20 protein-coding genes are annotated in these 22,908 nt (G+C 72.3%); 13 read left to right on the forward strand and 7 right to left on the reverse strand.

Going from position 1 to position 22,908, the window contains the following annotated elements; translation table 11 throughout:
* Positions 1–175: 175 nt before the first annotated feature.
* The 3 genes from KUF83_RS27680 to KUF83_RS27690 all read left to right on the forward strand — a co-directional run bounded on the left by KUF83_RS27680 (position 176) and on the right by KUF83_RS27690 (position 2,316).
* Positions 176–820: a hypothetical protein gene (locus KUF83_RS27680; RefSeq protein ID WP_217457685.1), complete on the forward strand. Its 645-nt coding sequence runs from the start codon at positions 176–178 to the stop codon at positions 818–820.
* Positions 821–944: 124 nt separating this feature from the next.
* Positions 945–1,439: a hypothetical protein gene (locus tag KUF83_RS27685; protein WP_217457686.1), complete on the forward strand. Its 495-nt coding sequence runs from the start codon at positions 945–947 to the stop codon at positions 1,437–1,439.
* A 454-nt stretch (positions 1,440–1,893) separates the two neighbouring features.
* Positions 1,894–2,316: an ATP-binding protein gene (locus tag KUF83_RS27690; RefSeq protein WP_217457801.1), complete on the forward strand. Its 423-nt coding sequence runs from the start codon at positions 1,894–1,896 to the stop codon at positions 2,314–2,316.
* A 50-nt stretch (positions 2,317–2,366) separates the two neighbouring features.
* On the opposite strand, the gene KUF83_RS27695 is transcribed toward KUF83_RS27690, so the two are convergent.
* Entirely contained in the window at positions 2,367–3,398 is a 1,032-nt protein-coding gene (locus tag KUF83_RS27695; RefSeq protein WP_217457687.1) for a DUF2637 domain-containing protein, read from the reverse strand.
* A gap of 411 nt (positions 3,399–3,809) precedes the next feature.
* Positions 3,810–4,694, reverse strand: coding sequence for a (2Fe-2S)-binding protein (locus tag KUF83_RS27700; protein WP_217457688.1), 885 nt, complete (start codon positions 4,692–4,694; stop codon positions 3,810–3,812).
* A gap of 648 nt (positions 4,695–5,342) precedes the next feature.
* Here KUF83_RS27700 and KUF83_RS27705 point away from each other — a divergent pair.
* A complete protein-coding gene (locus KUF83_RS27705) occupies positions 5,343–6,113 on the forward strand; it encodes a GntR family transcriptional regulator (protein ID WP_374106180.1) in 771 nt (256 codons plus the stop codon).
* 272 nt (positions 6,114–6,385) lie between these two features.
* On the opposite strand, the gene KUF83_RS27710 is transcribed toward KUF83_RS27705, so the two are convergent.
* Together KUF83_RS27710 and KUF83_RS27715 are read right to left on the reverse strand one after the other, a co-directional pair.
* Positions 6,386–7,159, reverse strand: a complete 774-nt coding sequence (locus tag KUF83_RS27710) for a hypothetical protein (protein WP_217457689.1) — start codon at positions 7,157–7,159, stop codon at positions 6,386–6,388.
* 190 nt (positions 7,160–7,349) lie between these two features.
* Complete coding sequence (locus KUF83_RS27715; protein WP_217457690.1) at positions 7,350–9,071, reverse strand: PucR family transcriptional regulator ligand-binding domain-containing protein; 1,722 nt, start codon at positions 9,069–9,071, stop codon at positions 7,350–7,352.
* 475 nt (positions 9,072–9,546) lie between these two features.
* On the opposite strand from KUF83_RS27715, the gene KUF83_RS27720 reads away from it, so the two are divergent.
* From KUF83_RS27720 to KUF83_RS27740, 5 genes are all read left to right on the forward strand, one after another.
* Entirely contained in the window at positions 9,547–10,446 is a 900-nt protein-coding gene (locus KUF83_RS27720) for a xanthine dehydrogenase family protein subunit M (RefSeq protein WP_217457691.1), read from the forward strand.
* Complete coding sequence (locus KUF83_RS27725) at positions 10,446–11,039, forward strand: (2Fe-2S)-binding protein (RefSeq protein WP_217457692.1); 594 nt, start codon at positions 10,446–10,448, stop codon at positions 11,037–11,039. The genes KUF83_RS27720 and KUF83_RS27725 overlap by 1 nt, the downstream gene beginning before the upstream one ends.
* 2 nt (positions 11,040–11,041) lie before the next feature.
* Positions 11,042–13,435 carry a xanthine dehydrogenase family protein molybdopterin-binding subunit gene (locus KUF83_RS27730; RefSeq protein ID WP_217457693.1) on the forward strand — a complete coding sequence of 798 codons (2,394 nt, stop codon included), beginning with the start codon at positions 11,042–11,044 and terminating at the stop codon, positions 13,433–13,435.
* A gap of 157 nt (positions 13,436–13,592) precedes the next feature.
* On the forward strand, positions 13,593–15,050 hold the full coding sequence (locus KUF83_RS27735; protein WP_217457694.1) for an NCS2 family permease: 1,458 nt from the start codon (positions 13,593–13,595) through the stop codon (positions 15,048–15,050).
* Positions 15,051–15,131: 81 nt separating this feature from the next.
* Positions 15,132–16,283, forward strand: coding sequence for an XdhC/CoxI family protein (locus KUF83_RS27740; RefSeq protein ID WP_217457695.1), 1,152 nt, complete (start codon positions 15,132–15,134; stop codon positions 16,281–16,283).
* A gap of 51 nt (positions 16,284–16,334) precedes the next feature.
* Here the strand turns inward: KUF83_RS27740 and KUF83_RS27745 are convergent, their stop codons facing one another.
* The 3 genes from KUF83_RS27745 to KUF83_RS27755 all read right to left on the reverse strand — a co-directional run bounded on the left by KUF83_RS27745 (position 16,335) and on the right by KUF83_RS27755 (position 18,989).
* On the reverse strand, positions 16,335–16,994 hold the full coding sequence (locus KUF83_RS27745) for an ATP-dependent endonuclease (RefSeq protein WP_217457696.1): 660 nt from the start codon (positions 16,992–16,994) through the stop codon (positions 16,335–16,337).
* A gap of 146 nt (positions 16,995–17,140) precedes the next feature.
* Positions 17,141–17,581, reverse strand: a complete 441-nt coding sequence (locus KUF83_RS27750) for an SRPBCC family protein (RefSeq protein WP_217457697.1) — start codon at positions 17,579–17,581, stop codon at positions 17,141–17,143.
* Between the two features lie 55 nt (positions 17,582–17,636).
* Complete coding sequence (locus tag KUF83_RS27755) at positions 17,637–18,989, reverse strand: Gfo/Idh/MocA family protein (RefSeq protein WP_217457698.1); 1,353 nt, start codon at positions 18,987–18,989, stop codon at positions 17,637–17,639.
* A 65-nt stretch (positions 18,990–19,054) separates the two neighbouring features.
* Between KUF83_RS27755 and KUF83_RS27760 the strand changes: the two genes are divergently transcribed.
* From KUF83_RS27760 to KUF83_RS27775, 4 genes are read left to right on the forward strand one after another with little or no spacing between them, the layout of a single operon-like run.
* Complete coding sequence (locus tag KUF83_RS27760; protein WP_217457699.1) at positions 19,055–20,353, forward strand: ABC transporter substrate-binding protein; 1,299 nt, start codon at positions 19,055–19,057, stop codon at positions 20,351–20,353.
* Positions 20,350–21,291, forward strand: coding sequence for a carbohydrate ABC transporter permease (locus tag KUF83_RS27765; RefSeq protein WP_217457700.1), 942 nt, complete (start codon positions 20,350–20,352; stop codon positions 21,289–21,291). Before KUF83_RS27760 ends, KUF83_RS27765 begins: the two co-directional genes overlap by 4 nt.
* A complete protein-coding gene (locus KUF83_RS27770) occupies positions 21,288–22,151 on the forward strand; it encodes a carbohydrate ABC transporter permease (RefSeq protein WP_217457701.1) in 864 nt (287 codons plus the stop codon). The genes KUF83_RS27765 and KUF83_RS27770 overlap by 4 nt, the downstream gene beginning before the upstream one ends.
* On the forward strand, positions 22,148–22,789 hold the full coding sequence (locus KUF83_RS27775; protein WP_308403158.1) for a hypothetical protein: 642 nt from the start codon (positions 22,148–22,150) through the stop codon (positions 22,787–22,789). The genes KUF83_RS27770 and KUF83_RS27775 overlap by 4 nt, the downstream gene beginning before the upstream one ends.
* The last annotated feature ends 119 nt before the right edge of the window (positions 22,790–22,908 follow it).

Raw genomic sequence — 22,908 nt, forward strand, 5'->3', positions numbered from 1 at the left:
TGCGCAGAGCCCGAGTGACGGCTGATGCTTCTGGTGTCGCACCGACCGCCGCCGGACCGACCATCCGACGGCAGCCCGTGACGGGCCTTCGCGGCGGCACCCACCAACCAGGCACATACGCAGATCATGCATGCGTTCAGATCGACCATGCACTCATACACAGGGGGACGAAACAATGGCCAAGCGCACTCGAGCCGTGGCACTCACCGCACTCGCCGCCGCGAGCCTCGCCGTCGGTACGGCGCTCGCCGGCCCGGCCGGTGCCGCGCCGAACGCCTCGGCGCCCGTCAAGGTGGCCGCGAAGAGCACGCCCAAGTTCCTGTCGGCCTCCCAGCTGCCGCCGCACCCCTCGTCCGCCTGGACGGCGGGCAAGGTGACGCCCGGTGTGCCCGACGAGCTGTGGTTCTGCCTCCAGGACGCGATGCCCGGCTACGACTCCTCGTACCGCGACTTCCGGACCGACCTGGAGACCAGCGCTCAGCAGCTCACCATCGTCGTCGGCAGCAACGCCAAGGCCAAGGCCCTCGCCACGCGGCTGAACAAGGAGATCCGGTCCTGCGGCGCCCGGGCCGAGCAGGCGGACCCGGAGGTCGAGGTCACGACGAAGGACTACGGCACGCTGCCGGTCGAGGAGGGCGCCCACGTCCACGGGAGGCACACCAGCACCTCCTGGGGCGCCACCGACATCAACCTCGTCTCGGTCGGCCGCGACGGGCGGACCGTCACCGTCGTGAACTGGGGGCAGATGGGCGACTTCTCCGACGCACCGGTGAAGGCCTTCAAGAAGACGACGACCACCGCGGTGAACAAGCTCCACTGACCCACCGGGAAAAGCCGGAGCCGCCCTCCCGCCACGGGGGTCGAGAGGGCGGCTCCATCCGGTGCGACGGACCATCGCACCGGACGGGACCGACCAGCATCACGAAAACGGGGAGTACAGAACGATGAACAGCACCACCACCTCGCGCAGGCCGGGCCGTCGTGCCGCCCTGGTCGCCGGCCTCGTCGCCGCGACCGCCCTGCCGCTCGGACTCACCGCGTCGGCCGAAGCGACCGCCGGGGCTGCCGCGCCCCGGTCGGTCACCGGCAAGCCGTCGGACCCGGTGACCCGGATCGCCGACTTCTACGGCGCCTACATCGACGCGCAGAGCGGTCCGGGCAGCGGCGGCAAGCTGGTCACCGAGCTCCGGAAGTTCTACGTACACGCCGACTACCTCAAGGAGATCGAGGCCTGGGAGCGTCGCAACCACGCGGACGGTGTCCTGCGTGCCCAGAACGTGCCGGCGAAGTGGACGGTCACCGCCAAGGGCGCCGCGAGCCACAGGGAAGCGCTCGTGACGCTGACCTGGGGGGACGGGCCGGCGACCCGGCTGGTCGTCGGAATGAACCGCAACCACAAGATCATCCACATCGGCACCGAGGCCGCGGCCCGCAAGTAGGCGCCTCCGGCCCCCTCCACCGGCTCGCGTACGGCCGGTGCGGCAGGCGGGTGTCGGCCGACGGGCCGAGTGCCGTCGGCCCACCCGTCGGCAGGAATCGCCGGCCGACGGCGGCGCGGCGCTGCCGGCTTCGCCGTGGCCTTCCGCCGCAGATGGACCGTGTCGCCCCGTTCGCCCGCCTCCCGATCGTCGTATACGGGGCTTTCCGGCGGGTGCGCGGGGCGGACTCGTCCCTGGACCGCCCCAGCGCGGCGGGGACAACGGCCGGTGTTCGACAGGTCGTTCAAGATTCGACATGACTGCCGCGTTCCGGGCGGGGCATGCATTCCGTGAACGTGTTCGATCCGGAGGGGAATCGACAGCGGCGGCGGGGGTCATGAAGAGGCATGCACGAGGAGGCGGTCCCGTCATAGCCGGGGCCTCCTCGTCGAAGACGGTGAAGACGGCCACGACGATGGAGGACACCGCGGAGAGCACGCCCGACCAGCAGGGCTCTTCGCAACTCAGGCGCAGGCTCGGCCGCTGCGACCTGCGGGCGGTGCCCGAGGTCCGCAAGGCGCTGCGGGAACTGCTCGCCCACTGGGGGCGGCCCGGCGGGTCCGAGACGGCAGAACTGCTGACCAGCGAAATCGTGACCAACGCACTCATCCACACCGACCGGGAGGCACTGCTGACGGCCACCGTGGGCCCCCGCGGACTGCGGGTGGAGGTACGGGACTTCGCGGCATGCAGGCCGAGGCTCCGGGCACCGAACGCCGACGACGGCACGCACGGCAGAGGCCTGGTCCTGGTGCAGGCGCTCGCGGACGCCTGGGGTGTGCGCATGCACGGGGTGGGGAAGGCGGTGTGGTTCGAACTGGATGGGGGCGCGGCATGAAATGCCGCGCCCCCATCCAGAGTTGAGGCCGCAGGGCGGCCGGGTCACGCTCAGCCGAACTGCTGCTCCAGATCCTTCAGCTTGCGCTCGAGGGAGTCGAGCCGCGGCAGCGCCATCGTGTCGTCCTCCGCGGTGAGGTCGACCGTCGGCGACTCACCGGCGCGGCGGACGGGCTGCAACGAGGGCCGGGCGCGTACGGGTAGTTCCGGCGCTGATATGGCAGGCTCCGCGGCGACCTGGGCGGCCGCCTGGGCCGACTGGAGTTCCGCCTGACGGCCACCGCGTCCGATCATTCCGCGGTGGCCGCGGGTGATCGCCTTGATGCGGGCACGGTCCAGCTTCTCCTGGTCGCGACGGCGCAGACGGTTCTGCTCCTTCTCCCGCTTGTCCTCACGCACTTCCTCGACGGCCTCGTCCAGGCTGCGCACGTTCTCGAGGAGCATCAGCGACCAGGCGCCGTAGGTCTCACGAGGAGCACGCAGCCACCGTACGATCCGGATCTGCGGCAGCGGCCGGGGCACCAGGCCCTGCTCGCGCAGGGCGGCGCGGCGGGTCTGCTTCAGCGCGCGGTCGAAGAGGACGGCGGCCGACAGGGACATGCCGGCGAAGAAGTGCGGGGCGCCCGCGTGGCCGAGGCCCCTGGGGGCGTGCACCCAGTTGAACCAGGCGGCGGCGGCCGCGAACGTCCACACGAGTATCCGGGAGCCGAGCGCCGCGTCACCGTGGCTGGCCTCGCGCACCGCGAGTACGGAGCAGAACATGGCCGCGCCGTCCAGGCCGAACGGCACCAGGTACTGCCAGCCGCCGGAGAGGTTCAGGTTCTGCTCGCCGAAGCCGACCAGGCCGTGGAAGGAGAGTGCGGCGGCGACCGCGGCGCAGCAGAACAGGAGTACGTAGGAGGCGGTGCCGTATATGGCCTCCTTGCGCCTGCGGCGCTCTTCCGTGCGCTCCCACGAATCGTCGGCGTGGGTCTTCTCCCCGGCGCGCTTACCACGCGCGAGCACCGCAACCGCCGCCAGCAGGCCCAGGAGCAGCACGGCGCCGGGAAGCAGCCAGTTCAGCGATATGTCGGTCAGTCTCATCTGGGGTCCCTTGCATTGGGATAGGGCGTAACGCCCGTCATAGTGGCCCAATCCCGCGCGTCCTCAGGGGGTTTCGGGGCAAGAGGCCGCCAAGGGAGTGCAAGGGGATGCGCGAGGACGGCATTCTGCTCGAACTGCCGCTTGAGGAGCGGGAGTTGAGTTCGAGTTAGATTACCCGTACGAGTGGTTCCACGGAAAGTTCTTGCGCCAAGTGAGGATTTTGTGAAGCAGCTGTAACCCGGGCGGCCGTCTCCGCGGCCAAGACACCGGATTCCGCGCCGAGTTGATCTTACGTGACGCCGGGTGCGGGCCTGCGCACGGGGGCGCGGACGCGGGGCCGCACGGGGTGCGGCCGCGGGACCGCATGAGAGTGCGGGCGCGGCACCGCGCGGGGGTGCGGGCGCGGGAAATTCAGCCCGTCGGCCCGGCCGCCTGTGCCGTCAGCTTCGCGACGCGGACCGCCTCGGAGTTGCGCGGGCAGTTGGCGCAGGTGTCCTCGGGGTCGAGGGTGTAGTAGAAGCAGCAGCTGGCCCGGTCCCGGGTGGGCAGGCACTCGCCGTTCGGGCCCGCCGTCTCGCGGAAGCCGGCCGAGCCGACGTACGGCCGGGTGGTTCCGGGGAACAGCCGCTCCAGCTCCTCCGTCGCACGCCGCTGCTCGCCCAGGAGGCCGGCCACGTACCAGAGGCTCTCGACGACCTCGTCGGTCGCCATGGCCCACAGGGCGCGGTCGCGGCGCCGCATCCGCGGGCCGAATCCGCGCAGGACCGGCTCCAGGTGCTCGGCGACGGCGGAGCGCACCTCCGCCCGCAGGGCCTCCTCGTCCCGGACGACGCGCGCGCCGCTGAGCGCGGCGGCCGGGTCGTCCGGCAGACAGGCGAACTCGCCCACGCGGACCGCGATACGGCCGGGCATGCGCTGGAAGGTGACGTGCTCCACGGGGAAGCGGGGGACGCGGCGCAGCAGGAACCACGGCACCGTGATCAGCAGGCAGGCGGGCCAGGCGTACCGGTGCAGGCCGAAGCTCGCGATGACGTCCGGGCGGGCTTGCCGCCCGTGGTCGGCCAGCACCTGCGCGTCGTCCCACGCCAGGAAGGAGTCGAGGGCTGCGCCGCCCGCCGCGAGTCCGGCGACGGCGATCCGCCCGTCACCCGTCGGGGCCGGTTCGCCGGGAGCGAGCTCCGTCACTCCCAGGGCCGGGAATGCCTCGGTCATCCGCGCGTACGCCTCGGTGAGGACCGAGCGGGCCGGGTGCGTGTCGGCACCGGGTGCGGTCTCGGCGAGGGCGGGAGCGGACATGCAAGGACCCCGTTTCACGATCGTTCGCAGGTAAGGCTTACCTTACCCGATACGATCGAGGTTTACCCTGTTCTGTCGGGGTCGCTCCGGGCCCCGCCCGAAATACCCACCACACCGCCGACCCCGGAGGGGGACCCCGTGGAGAAGGCCGGTTCGCGCGAGGCGTACGGCCCTGCCGGAGACCCTTCGGACGCCCGCCTGGAGGAGGTCCGCCCGGAGGAGGTCCGCCCGGAGGAGGTCCGCCCCGGGACGGCCGCCGTGCGGGTGCCTCCCCAGGCGCGCCCGGCGGACGGCCCACGAGGACGCGGGGCGAGCCGGGAGGACGTTCCGCGGGGCGGCGCCTCTCCCGCAGACACGGAAACCACCGCGGCCCCGGCGGGCCCGTCGGCTCCGGCCGCCGCCCGGACGGCCCCCGCCGAGCACGGGGCCCGCGGCGAGCACACCCACAGCGAGACACCGATTCCCCGTCCGCGGCTGACGCGGGAGGACGGTCGCGAGCCGCGGACCTCCGGTGGAGCGGACCGAGCCGCAGGGCGCGCGGGGCTCCCCGGCACCGGCGGGCCCGCGACCCGCGTAGGGCTCCCGGGTGAGGGCGGGACCGAAGCGGGAGGCAACGCCGCGCGCGGGGCGTTCACGCACGTTCCCGGGATCTCGGCCCACGGCGCCGAGGACGGCGTCCGGGACACCGGCACCCACGACACGTCGACGGCCGTGCCCGGCGCGGCGGGCCGGCGGACCTCCGCTCCCGCCCCCGCCGCCGCTTCCGGCTCCGCCTTCGCCTCCGCGGCCCGTCGGCCCGTGGTGCAGCGGGCCTCCGTCCGCGGCCAGATCCTCGACGCCCTTCGCGCCGCCCTGGTCGGCGGCGACCTCGCCCCGGGCGAGGTCTACTCCGCCCCGGCGCTCGGCGAACGCTTCGGCGTCTCGGCGACCCCCGTGCGCGAGGCCATGCAGCAGCTCGCCAACGAGGGCGCGGTGGAGGTCGTCCCGAACCGCGGTTTCCGCGTCGTGCGGCGCGGGGCACGGGAACTGGCCGAGCTCGCCGAGATCCGGTCCCTCGTCGAGATGCCGGTGATGCTCCGGCTGACCCGTACGGTCTCCGCCTCCTGCTGGGCCGAGCTGCGCCCGCTGGCCGACGCCACCGTGGCGGCGGCGTGCACCGGTGACCGCGCGCGCTACGCCGAGTCCGACCGGGTCTTCCACGCAGCGGTCCTCGCCCTCTCGGGCAACCGCCAGCTGGTGCAGCTCGCGGACGACCTGCACCGCCGTGCCCAGTGGCCGATGGCCGGGGCGCCGGCCTGCCGCAGCCGCGCCGACCTGCTGGCCGACGCGACCCAGCACACGGCGATCCTCGACGCGCTGACCGCCCAGGACGTGCCAACCGCGCAGTCCCTGCTGCGAGAACACTTCGCCGGCGCGTAGCGGGCAGGCACCGGCCGCCGCGCCGCGCCACGACGCCACGCCGCGCCACGACGCCACGCAGCGAAGCGTCGCGACCGCGGTCCGGGTTCCGGTGGTCAGCCGCCCGGCCCCGGCCCGCCGCCTTCGGGCGAACGCCCCCGGCCCCGGCGGAGGGCGGCCGGAGGCGCCGACGGCCGAGCGCCAACCGGGCCTCTGGGTAAGGGCGTTCGGTCAGGGCGGGAGGCCGCCCCGACCCGGTGCGGACGCGGCCGACAGAGGCCGGTGCCGAGGCGTCAGGCCGTGGCGGCCGGTGGCGCCAACTGGCCGGCGAGCCAGGTGGGTACGCCCCCGAGCAGCCTGAACAGCCGCCCCGCCTCGGCCCGCAGCCGGGACGCCTCCGGTTCGGTCTCGGCATCGGCGAGGGAGGCCAGGGCCGGAGCCGTACCGACGAGGTAGCCCAACTCCTCGCGGATCCGCAGGGATTCGGCGAAACCGTGCCGAGCCTCCGCCAACTCGCCCTCGCGCAGGGCGAGTCCGGCGAGGTGACGCCAGGTGAAGGACAGGAGCAGCGGGTCGTCGTGCGCGGTGGCGCCGGCGTGGGCCCGCCGGTAGGCGGCGCGCGCGGACTGCGGGGAACGGGCGAGGTTCTCGGCGAGCAGGCCGCGCCGGAAGTCCAGCAGGGCCCGTCCCGGGGCGCCCGGCGCGATCAGGGCGGCCGCCCGGCCGAGCGCGGCCCGCGCCTCGTCGGCGCGGTCGCGCACCGCGAGCAGTGTCGACGCGTACGCGAGCTGTCCGCGCTCGCAGGCCGCCGCGCCCCGCTCGTCGTCGCTCTGGGCCAGCGCCTCCGCCGTCCGCAGCGCGTCCTCCGCCTCCGCCCAGCCCTGCTCGGTGTAGAGGCACCGCTCGACGAGGAGTGAGGCCCGCTGGAGCGCCGCCGAGGCCGTGCGTGGCTCGAGGAGCGCGGCCGCGTCGGCCCAGCAGGCGCGTGAGCGCAGCCGCCATACCGCGGTCTGGAGTGGATCGTCTCCGGCAGTCGTTCCGTAACCAGACATGGCGGGATACGCCACGTTGCCCTCCCCGAGCACGCCATTGAGCTGTTGAGTGGTGGCGGCATCTCAGCACGAATCGACGCGCCCGGCCAAGGGGGTGGGTGAAGGATTTCACAAAGTCGTGGGGCAGAGAAGGCACTTGGTGCCTCTTCCTGGCCGCCCGCCCCGCCCAGGCAACCACGGCTTCCTCGCCCACGGGCCTGTGACCTCAGCTCATGCGCAACGCCAGGAAGAAGTCCAGCTTGTCCTCGAGCCGGGAAAGATCTCGGCCCGTCAACTGCTCGATACGCCCCACCCGGTAGCGCAGCGTGTTGACGTGCAGGTGCAGGCGGGCCGCGCAGCGGGTCCAGGAGCCGTCGCAGTCGAGGAACGCCTCCAGGGTCGGGATCAGCTCGGCCCGGTGCCGGCGGTCGTAGTCCCGGAGCGGGTCGAGGAGCCTCGCCGTGAAGGCGCGGCGCACGTCGTCCGGCACGAAGGGCAGCAGCAGCACGTGGGAGGCCAGCTCCTGGTGCCCCGCCGCGCACACCCGTCCGGGGCGGGCCGCGGCCACCCGGCGCGCGTGCCGGGCCTCCTCCAGGGCGCCGCGCAGCCCCTCCGCCGAGTGCACGGCCGCGCTGACACCGAGGGTGAGCCGCCCGTCGCCGTCGAGGCCCGCCGACAGCGGGTCGCGCACGGCCTCAAGGAGCGTGTCGGCGAGCAGCCCGGCCTCCGAACCGTCGTGCTCCGAGGAAACGGCCGGAAGCGGTACGAGAGCGACGGCCTCGTCACCCGTGTGGGCGACCGCGATGCGGTCGGACGGCTCGGGACCCGACGACAGCGGGTCGACCAGGATCTCCTCCAGCAGCGCCTGCGCCACCGGACCACCCTCGACACCGCCCGCCGGGCGCCCGCCCTCGGCCGGGGACCCGGCGGGCCCGCCCCTCGCGTCGTCCCACTCCACCCGGGCGACCACGACCTGCCAGTGCGGGGCCGCGCCGAGCCCCGGCAGCAGCACCGGTGCGGCCACCCGCAGCCGTGCCGCGATCTCCGCGGGCGCGGCACCGGTCTGCACCAGCTCCAGGACCTCCTGCGCGAGCCTGCGCCGCACGGTCCGTGCCGCGTCCCGGCGGTCCCGCTCCACCGCGATCAGCTGGGTGACGCCCTCCAGCAGGTCGAGCCGCTCCTCCGGCCAGTCCCCGGCGTCCGCCTCGACCGCGAGCAGCCACTCCGACAGCACCGTCTCGCGTACGTCGCGCGCACCCGCCGCCCCGCGACCGCCGCTGCGGACCGGGAAGAGCGAGTACGTGGTGGGGCCCACCGTCACCCGGTGCGGCCCGCGCCGCCCCGTGCGGACCGCTGCCAGGTGCTCACCGGCCAGTGCCGCGCACACGCCCGTGGGCAGCCACTCCTGCGCGAGGTGGGAGCCCGCGATGAGGCGGCCCGCGGGGGAGAGTACCCAGGCCCGCAGGTCCAGGTCGGAACCGAGCAGGTCCAGGACCACGTCCGGGCCGCCGCCGGCGGGTCCCGAGGTCATCATCCGGCGGTGCCGGTCCACGACGGCCGCCAGGTCCCCGGCCCGCTCGCCCGACACCTGCCGTACGACGTGCTCGGTGATCGTCGCGAAGGCCACCGACTCGTTGACGGCGAACAGCGGCAGCCGGTGTCTCGCACAGGCCGCCACCAGGTCGTCCGGGATCGCGCCCAGCTCCGCCTCTCCCGCGGCCAGCGCCGTGACACCGGCGCCCGCGAGGATGCGTACGAAGGGTTCGGAGTCGGCGGCGCCGCGGCGCCAGGCGAGGCCCGTCAGCACCAGCTCGCCACCCGAGAGGTAGCGGCTCGGGTCCCGCAGGTCCGTGGTCATCACGCCACGCACGGTGCGGTCCAGCTCGTCGTCGCCGCCGAGCAGCCGCAGGCCCAGCGCGTCCGTGTCCAGCAGTGCGCGCAGCCGCATCTCGTCGCCGCCGTTCTGTCTCGAAATCTACGATGGAAGTGCGGGAGCCGGACCGGACCCGGGGCCGGAGGCCCGAGGCACCGGGTGTCCGGCCTCCGCCGGGTCGGGTCCGCGGACCCGGGCGGACGGTGGTTCCGGCCTCCGTGGGCCCTGTCCTGGGCTTTCGCGGACGGTGCTCGCTGTTTCCAGGTCCGCGTCGGCCGTCTCCGAAGGTCCGCGTCGGATGTTTCCAAAGGTCTGCGTCGGATGTTTCCAAAGGAAAACGAGGAGGCTACTGATGACCTCCGTTCATACGAATCTACAAGATGGGCGCCCTGGCCAGCCAACTCCTTCATGGTTTCGGTGACTGACCCCGGTGGAGGACAGCGCTGTGTACTGGCTGCGATCCACGTGAACACCTCATGAACGAGCCGGGCCCGCCGCACACGATCTGGCTTGAACAGCACGCTCCACGAGACGAAGAAGAGAGCCGGTCATGGACTTCCTTCGCCCCGCCAGCTGGGAGGAGGCGCTCGCCGCGAAGGCCGAGCACCCCACCGCTGTGCCGATTGCGGGTGGCACCGACGTGATGGTCGAGATCAACTTCGACCACCGCCGTCCCGAGTACCTGCTCGACCTGAACCGCATCGGCGAGCTGGGCGAGTGGGAGGTCGGCGAGGAGTCCGTCCGCCTGGGCGCCTCGGTCCCGTACACGGCGATCATGGACAACCTGCGCGGCGAACTGCCCGGCCTGGCCCTGGCCTCCCACACCGTGGCCTCCCCGCAGATCCGCAACCGCGGCGGCGTCGGCGGCAACCTCGGTACCGCCTCCCCGGCCGGTGACGCCCACCCCGCCCTCCTCGCGGCGGGCGCCGAGGTCGAGGCCGAGTCCGTACGCGGCTCCCGGCTCATCCCCATCGACGCGTTCTACACCGGCGTGAAGCGCAACGCGCTCGCCCCCGACGAGCTCATCCGGGCCGTCCACATCAAGAAGGCCGACGGACCCCAGCAGTACTCGAAGGTCGGCACCCGCAACGCGATGGTCATCGCGGTCTGCGCCTTCGGCCTGGCCCTGCACCCCGGCACCCGCACGGTGCGCACCGGCATCGGCTCGGCCGCGCCCACGCCCGTACGGGCCAAGGCCGCCGAGGAGTTCCTGAACGCGGCGCTCGACGAGGGCGGCTTCTGGGACAACGGGAAGATCATCACCCCGTCGGTCGCCAAGCAGTTCGCCGAGCTGTGCTCGGCCGCCTGCAACCCGATCGACGACGTCCGGGGCACGGCGAGCTACCGCCGCCACGCGGTGGGCATCATGGCCCGCCGCACGCTGACCTGGACCTGGGAGTCGTACCGCGGCACCGACGGCCGGACACATCAGAAGGGGAGTGTCGCGTAATGCGCGTCAATTTCACGGTCAACGGCCGCCCGCAGGAAGCCGACGACGTCTGGGAGGGCGAGAGCCTTCTCTACGTCCTGCGCGAGCGCATGGGCCTGCCCGGCTCCAAGAACGCCTGTGAGCAGGGCGAGTGCGGCTCCTGCACGGTCCGTCTCGACGGTGTGCCGGTGTGTTCGTGTCTGGTCGCGGCCGGGCAGGTGGAGGGCCGCGAGGTCGTCACGGTCGAGGGCCTCGCCGACTTCGCCAAACAGCGTGCGGAGCACGGCGGTTGTGCCACCGGTGCCTGCGGTCCGTCGGGCACGTCCGTCCAGGACGCCCGGCGCTGGGCCGCCGAGGGGCAGGACTCCCGGACCGGCGAGGGCACGGAACTCTCCCCGATCCAGCAGGCGTTCATCGACGCCGGCGCCGTCCAGTGCGGCTTCTGCACCCCCGGCCTGCTGGTCGCCGCCGACGAGATGCTCGAGCGCAACCCGACCCCGAGCGACGCGGACATCCGCGAGGCGCTGTCGGGCAACCTCTGCCGCTGCACCGGCTACGAGAAGATCATGGACGCGGTCCGCCTGGCGGCCGCCCGTCAGGGAGAGGCGGTCTGACGATGCCTTCGAAACCCACCATCGGGACGCCCACCAAGGTCACCCAGGGCACCCCCACCAAGGGTGGCATCGGCGAGTCCACACTCCGCCCGGACGGCACCCTGAAGGTCACCGGGGAGTTCGCGTACTCCTCCGACATGTGGCACGAGGACATGCTCTGGGGCCAGATCCTGCGCTCCACGGTCGCGCACGCCGAGATCCTCTCCATCGACACGGGCGAGGCCCTTGCGACACCGGGCGTGTACGCCGTCATGACCTACGACGACCTGCCGACCGAGGTGAAGAACTACGGCCTGGAGATCCAGGACACCCCCGTCCTGGCCCACGGCCGCGTACGCCACCACGGCGAGCCCGTCGCGATCGTGGCCGCCGACCACCCGGAGACCGCCCGCCGCGCCGCCGCCAAGATCAAGGTGGAGTACAGGGAGCTGCCCGTCGTCACGGACGAGGCCTCGGCCACCGCGCCGGACGCCCCGCTGATCCACGAGGGCCGCGACGACCACCACATCGGGCACGTCCCGCACCCGAACATCGTGCACCGCCAGCCGATCGTCCGCGGTGACGTCGAGGCGGCCCGGCGGCGCGCCGACTTCGTCGTCGAGGGCGAGTACACCTTCGGCATGCAGGACCAGGCGTTCCTCGGCCCGGAGTCCGGCCTCGCCGTGCCCGCCGAGGACGGGGGTGTCGACCTCTACGTCGCCACCCAGTGGCTCCACTCCGACCTGCGGCAGATCGCCCCGGTGCTCGGCCTGCCCGAGGACAAGGTCCGGATGACGCTCTCCGGCGTCGGCGGCGCGTTCGGCGGCCGCGAGGACCTGTCCATGCAGATCCACGCCTGCCTGCTGGCCCTGCGCACGGGCAAACCGGTCAAGATCGTCTACAACCGGTTCGAGTCTTTCTTCGGGCACGTCCACCGCCATCCCGCGAAGCTCCACTACGAGCACGGGGCGACGAAGGACGGCAGGCTGACCCACATGAAGTGCCGGATCGTCCTCGACGGCGGCGCCTACGCCTCCGCGTCCCCGGCGGTCGTCGGCAACGCGGCGTCCCTGTCGGTCGGCCCGTACGTGCTCGACGACGTCGACATCGAGGCGATCGCCCTCTACTCCAACAACCCGCCCTGCGGCGCCATGCGCGGCTTCGGCGCGGTCCAGGCGTGCTTCGCCTACGAGGCGCAGATGGACAAGCTCGCCGACAAGGTGGGCATGGACCGGGTCGAGTTCCGTCAGCTCAACGCGATGTCGCAGGGCACGATCATGCCGACCGGCCAGCCCGTCGACTCCCCGGCCCCCGTCGCCGAACTCCTGCGCCGCGTCAAGGCGATGCCGATGCCGCCGGAGCAGCAGTGGCTCGCGGCCGGCGAGGCGGCGGACGTCCGTCAGCTGCCCGGCGGCCTCTCCAACACCACCCACGGCGAAGGTGTCGTCCGCGGTGTCGGCTACGCGGTCGGCATCAAGAACGTCGGCTTCTCCGAGGGCTTCGACGACTACTCGACCGCCCGGGTCCGTATGGAGGTCGTCGGCGGTGAGCCCGTCGCGACCGTCCACACCGCGATGGCGGAGGTCGGCCAGGGCGGAGTCACGGTCCACGCGCAGATCGCCCGCACCGAGCTGGGCGTCACCCAGGTGACCATCCACCCGGCCGACACCCGGGTGGGGTCCGCCGGTTCGACCTCGGCGTCGCGCCAGACGTACGTCACCGGTGGCGCCGTCAAGAACTCCTGCGAGCTCGTCCGCGAGAAGGTCCTGGAGATCGGCCGCCGCAAGTTCGGTACGTACCACCCGGCCTGGGCCACCGCCGAGCTGCTGCTGGAGGGCGGCAAGGTCGTCACCGACGGCGGCGAGGTGCTGGCCGACCTGGCGGACGTGCTGGAGGACGAGTCCGTCGAGGTCGAGGCGGAGTGGCGGCACCGGCCGACCGAGGCCTTCGACCTCCGTACCGGCCAGGGCTTCGGTCACGTCCAGTACTCGTTCGCCGCGCACCGCGCCGTCGTCGAGGTGGACACCGAGCTCGGTCTGGTGAAGGTCATCGAGCTGGCCTGCGCACAGGACGTCGGCAAGGCGCTCAACCCGCTGTCCGTCGTCGGCCAGATCCAGGGCGGCACGGCCCAGGGCCTCGGCATCGCGGTCATGGAGGAGATCATCGTCGACCCCGTCACGGCGAAGGTCAAAAACCCCTCCTTCACCGATTACCTCATCCCCACGATTCTCGACACGCCGACCATCCCCGTCGACGTGCTCGAACTCGCCGACGACCACGCGCCGTACGGGCTGCGCGGCATCGGTGAGGCCCCGACCCTGTCGTCGACCCCGGCCGTCCTCGCGGCGATCCGGAACGCGACGGGTCTGGAGCTGGACCGGACGCCGGTACGACCGGAACACCTCACCGGGACGTAGCCCTCCGGGGGTTGGAAAGAAGAGTTTCTCCGGGGGCCGAGCCCCCCGGCCCCCCCCTTGTTCGCCTCGGGCCGTCCCCCGGGTCGTGCACATCCCAAAGCCCGCGTACGCCGAAGGCACAGCGTGGGTGCCCCTATGAACCTTGGGAGACGGCACCATGACCCAGCAGTCACTGGAGCCCAGGACCACCGCCGACGACGCGGGCGAAGGAACCCGCGTCCCGGCCGGCCGGTCCTGGCTCGACCGCTACTTTCACATATCCCTGAGAGGCAGCTCGGTCGCGCGTGAGACGCGCGGCGGCGTCACCACCTTCATGGCGATGGCGTACATCCTCCTCCTCAACCCCCTCATCCTCTCCGGCAAGGACGCGGCGGGGAACACGCTCGGCCAGCAGGCCCTGATCACCGCGACGGCGTTCGCGGCGGCCCTCACCACGCTCCTGATGGGCTTCTTCGGCAAGGTGCCGCTCGCCCTCGCCGCCGGGCTCTCCGTCTCGGGTGTCCTGGCCTCGCAGGTCGCGCCTCAGATGACCTGGCCGCAGGCCATGGGCATGTGCGTGATGTACGGCGTCGTGATCATGCTCCTGGTGGTCACCGGGCTACGCGAGATGATCATGAACGCGATCCCGCTGGCGCTGAAGCACGCGATCACCATGGGCATCGGACTGTTCGTCGCCCTCATCGGGCTGGTCAAGGCGGGCTTCGTCCACCCGGGCAAGGCGACCCCGGTCTCCCTCGGCCCCGCGGGCGAACTGGCCGGCTGGCCCGTGCTGCTCTTCGCCGTCACCCTGCTCGCCATCTTCATGCTCCAGGCGCGCGGCGTCCCCGGCGCGATCCTGGTCGGCATCGTCGGCGGCACCGTACTCGCCGTCGTCCTCAACGCCCTCGGCGTCATCGACCCGAAGCAGTGGGCGAGCGGCGCGCCCGAACTGCACGGCAGCGCGGTGTCGATGCCGGACTTCTCGCTCTTCGGCGACGTCGAGTTCGGCGGCTGGGGAGAGGTCGGCGCGATGACGGTCGGCATGATCGTCTTCACGCTCGTGCTGGCCGGCTTCTTCGACGCGATGGCCACCATCATCGGTGTCGGCACCGAGGCCGGACTGGCCGACGACAAGGGCCGGATGCCGGGCCTGTCCAAGGCACTGTTCATCGACGGCGCGGGCGGCGCGATCGGCGGCGTCTCGGGCGCCTCCGGCCAGACGGTGTTCGTCGAGTCCGCCACAGGGGTCGGCGAGGGCGCCCGGACAGGACTGTCCTCGGTCGTCACCGGCCTGTTCTTCGCGGCCTGTCTCTTCTTCACCCCGCTGACGGCGATCGTGCCCGGCGAGGTCGCGGCCGCCGCCCTGGTCGTCATCGGCGCCATGATGATGACGAACGCCCGCCATGTGGACTGGGCCGACCGCGCGACCGCGATCCCGGTGTTCCTGACCGTCGTGATCATGCCGTTCACGTACTCCATCACCGCCGGTGTGGCGGCCGGAGTCATCAGTTACGTCGCGATCAGGATCGCCCAGGGCAAGGCCCGGGAGATCGGGGCGTTCATGTGGGGCCTGACGGCGGTCTTCCTCGTCTTCTTCGCCCTGAACCCGATCGAGAGCTGGATGGGCGTCCACTAGGCGCTCCGCTGTGTGGGGTGCCTCGTCCACGGGTCCGCCCCGGCCGACGAGCCACCCCAACCACCGTGAGGAGAACGAGAGATGCTGGACATCGCCGAAGAACTGCACCGGTGGGTCGAGCAGGGGCGTGACTTCGCCGTGGCCACCGTCGTGGCCGTCGGCGGGAGCGCGCCCCGCCGGCCCGGCGCCGCCCTGGCGGTGGACTCCGACGGCACGGTGATCGGCTCGGTCTCCGGCGGCTGTGTGGAGGGCGCGGTCTACGAGCTGTGCCAACAGGCGTTGGAGAACGGGGAGTCGGTGCTCGAACGCTTCGGTTTCAGCGACGAGGACGCCTTCGCGGTGGGCCTGACATGCGGTGGGGTCATCGACATCCTGGTGACCCCGGTACGCGCCTGTGCCCCCGTCCGCGAGGTGTTCGCGTCGGCGCTCTCCGCAGCCGCGGCAGGGGAGACGGCGGCGCTGGCGCGGATCGTCTCCGGACCGCCGGAGCTGCTGGGCCGCGCCCTGCTGGTCCGCCCCGACGGATCGCCCGAGGGCGGCTTCGGCGCTCACCCCGAACTGGACCGCACCGTCACGGGGGAGGCCCGTGCCTTCCTGGACGCGGGGCGCACCGGCACCCTGGAGATCGGGGAGCGGGGCTCGCGCTGCGGAGCGCCGCTCACCGTGCTCGTCGAGTCGTCGGTTCCGCCGCCCCGGATGATCGTCTTCGGTGCGATCGACTTCGCCTCCGCCCTGGTCCGCATCGGCAGGTTCCTGAACTACCGCGTGACGGTCTGCGACGCGCGTCCCGTCTTCGCGACGGCCGCGCGCTTCCCGGAGGCGGACGAGATCGTCGTCGAGTGGCCGCACACGTACCTGGAGCGCACGGAGGTCGACGCCCGCACGGTGCTGTGCGTCCTGACCCACGACGCCAAGTTCGACGTACCGCTCCTGCGGCTCGCGCTGCGGCTCCCGGTCGCCTACGTCGGTGCGATGGGCTCGCGCCGCACCCATCTCGACCGCAACGAGCGCCTTCGTGAAGTGGGCGTCACCGAAATGGAGTTGGCGCGGCTGAGGTCGCCCATCGGGCTGGACCTCGGTGCCCGTACGCCGGAGGAGACCGCCCTGTCCATCGCGGCGGAGATCGTCGCGAACCGGCGGGGCGGAAGCGGGGTGTCCCTCACCGGGGCGCACACCCCGATCCACCACGACGTGTCGTCGGAGCCGCCGCGCCGCATCGGATCGGTCGCCTGACGCGTTCGGTTCGGGAGACCGGAGTCCCGGACCTGCGCGGCAGCGGCCCGGTCAGAGGTGGGCGAGGAGGCGTTCCAGCGGTCGCGGTGTCCGGTCGAGATCCAGGCTCGCGACGAGTTCCCGCGCGTACTGGGCCTTGCGGCCGCTGTGGGTGCCCATGAACCGGTGCAGATGCTGCTCCACGGTCCGATCCCGCTGCGCGGGCTGGTTCTGGAAGGTGCGGAACGCACGCAACTCGCCCTGCTCCTCGACGACTTGCTGAATCAGGTCGGCGCCCAGGGAACGGATCAGTTCGTCCTCCAGGTCCGCCTCGCACAGGTAGAACCCGAGCGATTGAAGCCCGTCGGGCGTGAGATCCGAGCCGATTCCGGCCCGCTCCAGCGCCCGCCGGAAGAACCTCTCCTCGGCGACGTCGCACAGACCCGCCAGCCGCACGTCGAGGCCTTCGGGCCCGCACAGGTCCACGAACCTTCCGATGCTGGTCGCGCCCCCGAGGGGGACGACCGAGACACCCTCCTTGTCGAGGTCCCGGCCGTGCCGGGCGGCCAGCGCCTCCACGGCGACCCGGTCGCTGCCCCCTTCGACGAGTACGACCGTGCGCAGCCCGGTGCCGGCCGCCAGTTCCCGCGCCGCCGCGGCCGCCCCCGATGCCCCCGCGCCGCCGGCGGCCCACTCGACGACCGCCTCACGGAACCGCCCCATGTCGTTCATGGGTCCCAGTCTCGCAACTCCGAGCGGACTCGTTCCATGGACTTCTGCCTCGGTGAACCTCATGAGCCCCAGGGACGAGCGGGTTGGAACGCGTCGACGAGCACGACCGGCGGTGGAGGCCGTCGACCGGGGAGCGCCGTGTCGCCTCAGGGGCGGGACAGCAGGCGGTCCACGGCCCGTCCGAACATCCGCCGGCCCGCCGCCCCCAGCACGGGGTCGAAGGCCCTCGGCAGCCCTCGCACCCCCAGCTCCTCCCGCCACACCACCCGCGCACCGCCTCCGGCGGCGGGGATCACCTCGATCTCGGCCCACCCGACGACGAGGCTGCCGCGCTTGACGAGCCGGCACAGACCGGGGCCGCCGTCCAGGGGCGGACGCCAGACGACGACCTCCATACGGTCGTCGAACGCCACCGGCCCCACCCCGGTCCGCGCCACGAACACGGTGCCCGCCCCGCGCGGCGGCACCGTGACGACCCGGACCCGCGTCAACGGCACCACCTCCGCATGCCGCTCCCACACGGTGAGCCGCCGCCACGCCTCATCGGCGCTCAGGGGGGTGTCCCGGGACACGAGAAAGAGAACCACCCCCGGATCGTAAGCACACACCGGCCGCGACGGCTCCACGGCTGCCGCGGCGGCGTCACACGTCCAGCAGATCCCGTGTCCGGACCGGCAGCCCCGTCTCGAACGACTCGTTGGCCGCGAGCCCGGTCACCAGGGACTTCGCTCCGTCGACCGCGTCCGCCGCCCTGCCCAGGGGATCCGCGTCGGTCCGGGGACCGAACAGGTCTTCCAGCATCCGCACGTCGCCACCGCCGTGGCCGCCCGCGCCGCTCGCGACCTTCACCTCACGGGCCGGCTCCCAGAACCGCCGCAGCAGCAGCTCCGTACGCCCGGCCTCGTCGTCGGCGGTGGAACCGTGCAGGACGGGACCGGCCCCTGCGGCCCCTGCCCCGGGCCGTACCCACGTCGACTCCTCGACGAGCAGTTCGAGCCGCCCCTCGCTTCCGTTGAACGCGACGCGATAGCCCTCCCACGGGGCGTACGCGGTGAGGTGGTAGGTCAGGGACGCCCCGGACGCGTACCGCACGAGGACGGCCATGTCGTCCTCGATGGTCACGCCCGGCCCGAACACGTTCTGGTCGCGGTGGTAGCCGTCCTGCGCCTCGGCGTCGAGGTACAGCGCGCTGAGCACCGGCGAGTCCGCCAGGCGTACGGCGAAGGGGTCGCCCTCGGCGGCGGGGGAGCCGTGGGCGCGGGCGTAGGGACGGGCGAGTCCCCGGCGCCGGCCGGCCTCGTCGCCGTAGAAGAAGAGGCCGCCCTGCGCGAAAACCGTCCGGGGTTCGGTGCCCAGCCACCAGTTGACCAGGTCGAAGTGGTGGGTCGACTTGTGGACCATCAGGCCGCCGGAGTCGGCCTTGTTGCGGTGCCAGCGCCGGAAGTAGTCCGCGCCGTGCCGCAGGTCGAGCAGCCACTCGAAGTGCACCGAGCCGACCTCACCGATCTCCCCGGCCGCGATCAGCTCCCGTACGGCCGAATGCACCGGGTTGTAGCGGTAGTTGAACGCCACCCGTACCTCGCGGCCGGAGCGGCGCCGGGCCTCCAGGATGCGGCGGGCCCGGTCGGCGTCGGTGGTCATCGGCTTCTCGGTGACCACGTCGCAGCCCGCCTCCAGCGCGCGCACGATGTAGTCGTCGTGGGTCCGGTCGACGCTGCACACCACGACCAGATCCACCCGCTCGCGCCGCAGCATCACCTCGAAGTCCTCGGCGGCGTACGCCGGTACGGGCTCCCGGCCGGGGTGGTCGTCCGCGATCCAGCCGTTGTGGACGGCCATCCGGTGCGCGTTGACGTCGCAGAACCCGACGAGGTCGACCCGGTCCGCGTACGGTCCGGCCAGCGCTTCGGTGAACAGCCGGGCACGGGCGCCCAGGCCCACCACGGCACAGCGGCGACGCGAACCGGAACCGGTGCAGGGGTCTTGTTCTGACATCAGGACCTTCCCTAGGGTCGTGCCGGGGGGTGGAAGCGCTTTCTAGCGAATGAGGTGACCCACTCATGCCCGGAAACGGGACGAGGAAGTCCTGGCGGCCCCACCTCGCGGCGGCCACGGCGATGCTGGTGTCCTGCTCGGTACTCGCCGGCTGCTCGGGGCCGGACGGGGCGAGCGGCACAGGCAAGGTGGTCCTGCGCTACACCTGGTGGGGCAACCCCGACAGGGCGGCCCGAACCCAGGAAGCCGTCGACCTCTTCGAGAAGAAGCACCCGGGCGTCGAGGTGCAGACGTCGTTCTCCGGCTACGACGCCTACAAGCAGAAGCTGGCCACCCAGGCGGCGGGCGGTGACGCCCCCGACGCGATGCAGCTCGACTACCGGATGATCGACCAGTACGCCTCCGGGGGAGTCCTGCTGGACTTCGCCGAGCAGCGCGCCACGCTGGACACCGGGGAGTTCGACGCGGGTCTCCTCGCCACCGGAAAGGTGGACGGCAAGCAGTACGCGATCCCCCAGGCCCGCGGCACCGAGACCGTGGTGTACGACGTCACCCGGTGGAAGAAGGCCGGGGTGGACCTCCCGCGCGAGGGCTGGACCTGGAGCGAATGGGCCGACACCATGCGGGAGTTGGCCGACCGGACCGGCATGCCCGGCGCCACCGACCCGGGACAGAGCGAGGACGCCTTCGAGGTCTGGCTGCGCGGCCGGGGCAAGGCCCTCTACACCGAGGACCGCCGGCTCGGCTTCACGGCCGACGACCTGACCCGCTGGTGGACCTTCACCGACGGGCTCCGCCGGGAAGGCGCCGTCTCGCCCGCCGAGCAGACCACCCAGCTCGACGGCACCGTCGAGAACACCCCGCTGGGGCGGGGCAAGGCGATCTCCGACAACAACTGGGACGCGCCGTCCAGTGGATACGTCGCTCTCGTGCCGGACGGGATCACCCTCGCGCCGATGCCCTCCGGCGAGGACGGCACACCGGGCCAGTACTTCAAGCCCTCGATGTTCATGGGGGTCGCCGCCGACACGAGTCACCCGAAGGAGTCCGTGCAGCTCGTCGACTTCATGCTGAACGACCCGCAGGCCGCGAAGATCCTCGGTGCCACCCGCGGCATCCCGGTCAACGAGACGCTCCGCGACGAGATCGCCCCCGGGCTCAAGGACTTCGACAGGACGGTCTTCGACTACCAGGCATCCCTGGAAGGAAAACTCAACGCCCCGCCCCAGGCGCCCCCTTCGGGGGACAGCGCACTGCAGACCACCTTCCAGCGCGACTACGACCAGGTGTCGTACGAGCGGATGTCGCCCCGTGAGGCGGCCGAGGACTACGTCACCGAGGCGAAGGCGGAGCTGAGGTCATGACCACCACCGAGATACCGGCACCCGCCCCCGCCACGAAGACCGCTCCCGGCAAGCGACGACCCGGCAAGCGCCGACGCGAGGGCGCCGCCTGGGTGTTCCTCTCCCCATGGGTGCTCGGCGCCGCCGTGCTCACCCTGCTCCCGATGGCCGTCTCGCTCTACCTGTCGTTCACCGACTACGACCTGTTCAACCCGCCCCGGTGGGTGGGCCTGCGCAACTACACGCAGATGTTCACCGAGGACCCGCGCTACTGGCGCTCGGTCGGCGCCACCCTCACGTACGTCGTCATCGCCGTGCCCCTCCAACTCGCCCTCGCCCTCGTCGTCGCGCTCGCTCTGAAGTCCATGCGCCACGGCCGGGGCTTCTACCGCTCGGCCTTCTACGCGCCCTCCCTGCTCGGCGCCTCCATGTCCATCGCGCTGGTGTGGCGGGCGGTCTTCAACGACGGCGGCACGGTCGACAACCTGCTGGGCACCGGCGGTTGGGTCAACCGGCCCGGCTGGGCGCTGTTCGCCGTCGCGCTGCTCACGGTCTGGCAGTTCGGCGCGCCCATGGTCATCTTCCTCGCCGGGCTCCAGCAGATCCCGGCAGAGCTCTACGAGGCGGCGTCGGTGGACGGGGCGAGCCGGTGGCGGCAGTTCCTGTCCATCACCGTCCCCATGCTCTCCCCGGTGATCTTCTTCAACCTGGTGCTCCAGACCATCCAGGCGTTCCAGGTCTTCACCCCGGCGTTCGCGGTCAGCGCGGGCAAGGGCGGGCCCGCCGACTCGACGCTCTTCTACACCCTCTACCTCTACGACCGCGGTTTCGTCGCCTCGCACATGGGCTACGCCTCCGCGATGGCCTGGGTCCTGCTCCTCGCCATCGGCGCCGTCACCGCGGTGCTGTTCCGCACGTCCCGCACCTGGGTCTTCTACGCGTCCGAGGGGGACCGATGACCATCTCGACCGCCGCCGAGGGCAAGCCGGTCGCCTGGCGCCGCGTCGCCCTGCACGTGGGCTGTCTCGCCGCGCTGCTCGTGATGCTGTACCCGCTGGCGTGGCTGCTCGCGACCTCGCTCAAGCCCGCCGACGAGGTGATCGCCAGCCTCGACCTGCTGCCCGGCAGCCTGGAGTGGTCCAACTACAGGACCGCGCTGGACGGCGTGAACGACGTCTCCGTGTGGCGGCTGCTCGGCAACTCGCTGTTCATCGCGGGCGGCGCGGTCGTCGGCAACGTACTGAGCTGCTCGCTGGCCGCGTACGCCTTCGCCCGCCTGCGGTTCCGCTTCCGCGGACCGCTGTTCGCCTTCATGATCGCGACGATCATGCTGCCGCACCACGCCGTGCTGATCCCGCAGTACATCATCTTCAACCAGCTCGGCATGGTGAACACCTACTGGCCGCTGATCCTGCCCAAGTTCCTCGCCACGGAGGCGTTCTTCGTCTTCCTCATCGTGCAGTTCATGCGAGGGCTGCCGCGCGAGCTGGAGGAGGCGGCGCGGATCGACGGCTGCGGGCCGTTCCGCAGCTTCTTCAGCGTCATCCTGCCGCTCACCCGGCCCGCCCTCATCACCACGGCCATCTTCACCTTCATCTGGACCTGGAACGACTTCTTCACCCAGCTGATCTACCTCTTCTCGCCGGAGAAGTTCACGCTCACCCTGGCGCTCAGGTCGTTCGTCGACGCGTCGAGCACGTCGGCCTTCGGCCCGATGTTCGCGATGTCGGTGATCGCCCTGCTGCCGATCGTGCTGTTCTTCCTCGCCTTCCAGCGGTTCCTGGTCGAGGGCATGGCGAACTCCGGGATCAAGGGGTGAGCGGCGGACAGGCCCGCGAGACGGGCGAGATCTTCGGGCCGCGCATGACACTGTTCGCGGACGTGCTGAGCGTGGGCGTGTGCACGGCGCTCGCCTCGCTGCCGGTCGTCACGTTGCCCGCGGCGCTGTCCACGGCGTGCGCGGTCCTGCGCGGCACGCGTGAGGACCGGCCGGCGACGGCCGGACGGTATCTGGCGGTACTGCGACGGCGCCTGCGCACCGGGGACATCGCTGCCGGAGTGCTGACCGCGGCCGGTGTCCTGCTCCTCTGGGCGGACCTGGCCCTCGCCCGCGCGGGACTGCCGGGCGCCCCGCTGTTCGCCGTCGTCGCGGCCGCCATCGGCACGTGCGCGGCCGTGGTGGGTCTTCGCGCCTGCGGGCGCCCCGAGTCGCTCACCGACTGGCGGGCCGCCGTGGCCGGCGCCGCCCGGGACTGCGCGAGGGACGTGGGCGGCAGCGGTCTCGTCCTGCTCGCGCTCGCGTCGGCCGTGCTGTGCGCGTGGATGCTGCTGCCGCTGGCGTTCCTGGCACCGGGACCGCTGGCCCTGGCGCTGACGGCGGTCGACGTCCGCCTGCGGGAGCGTGCGAACGCCCCCGAAGAGCCGACGGTCCGGTCAGGAGGGGGCCGCCGTCCGTGACCTGGCCCGGCCGGGCGCTCCGCGGCACGTGACCCCTGGCGGTCGCGGGGCCTGTGCGGTTCCCGTACCTCACCACGACGCGCGCGGCGCAGGCGAGGGGCGGACGGGTCACCGCCCGC

The sequence above is a fragment of the Streptomyces sp. BV286 genome (assembly GCF_019090165.1).
Classification (GTDB): Bacteria; Actinomycetota; Actinomycetes; order Streptomycetales; family Streptomycetaceae; genus Streptomyces.

Bases quoted from the DNA above. Each gene is read 5' to 3' on its own strand.
- KUF83_RS27685 (WP_217457686.1), top strand. From the start codon at position 945: ATGAACAGCACCACCACCTCGCGCAGGCCGGGCCGTCGTGCCGCCCTG.
- KUF83_RS27695 (WP_217457687.1), bottom strand. From the start codon at position 3,398: ATGAGACTGACCGACATATCGCTGAACTGGCTGCTTCCCGGCGCCGTG.
- KUF83_RS27680 (WP_217457685.1), top strand. From the start codon at position 176: ATGGCCAAGCGCACTCGAGCCGTGGCACTCACCGCACTCGCCGCCGCG.
- KUF83_RS27720 (WP_217457691.1), top strand. From the start codon at position 9,547: ATGGACTTCCTTCGCCCCGCCAGCTGGGAGGAGGCGCTCGCCGCGAAG.
- KUF83_RS27715 (WP_217457690.1), bottom strand. From the start codon at position 9,071: ATGCGGCTGCGCGCACTGCTGGACACGGACGCGCTGGGCCTGCGGCTG.
- KUF83_RS27690 (WP_217457801.1), top strand. From the start codon at position 1,894: ATGGAGGACACCGCGGAGAGCACGCCCGACCAGCAGGGCTCTTCGCAA.
- KUF83_RS27725 (WP_217457692.1), top strand. From the start codon at position 10,446: ATGCGCGTCAATTTCACGGTCAACGGCCGCCCGCAGGAAGCCGACGAC.
- KUF83_RS27745 (WP_217457696.1), bottom strand. From the start codon at position 16,994: ATGAACGACATGGGGCGGTTCCGTGAGGCGGTCGTCGAGTGGGCCGCC.
- KUF83_RS27760 (WP_217457699.1), top strand. From the start codon at position 19,055: ATGCCCGGAAACGGGACGAGGAAGTCCTGGCGGCCCCACCTCGCGGCG.
- KUF83_RS27740 (WP_217457695.1), top strand. From the start codon at position 15,132: ATGCTGGACATCGCCGAAGAACTGCACCGGTGGGTCGAGCAGGGGCGT.
- KUF83_RS27765 (WP_217457700.1), top strand. From the start codon at position 20,350: ATGACCACCACCGAGATACCGGCACCCGCCCCCGCCACGAAGACCGCT.
- KUF83_RS27700 (WP_217457688.1), bottom strand. From the start codon at position 4,694: ATGTCCGCTCCCGCCCTCGCCGAGACCGCACCCGGTGCCGACACGCAC.
- KUF83_RS27730 (WP_217457693.1), top strand. From the start codon at position 11,042: ATGCCTTCGAAACCCACCATCGGGACGCCCACCAAGGTCACCCAGGGC.
- KUF83_RS27770 (WP_217457701.1), top strand. From the start codon at position 21,288: ATGACCATCTCGACCGCCGCCGAGGGCAAGCCGGTCGCCTGGCGCCGC.
- KUF83_RS27755 (WP_217457698.1), bottom strand. From the start codon at position 18,989: ATGTCAGAACAAGACCCCTGCACCGGTTCCGGTTCGCGTCGCCGCTGT.
- KUF83_RS27735 (WP_217457694.1), top strand. From the start codon at position 13,593: ATGACCCAGCAGTCACTGGAGCCCAGGACCACCGCCGACGACGCGGGC.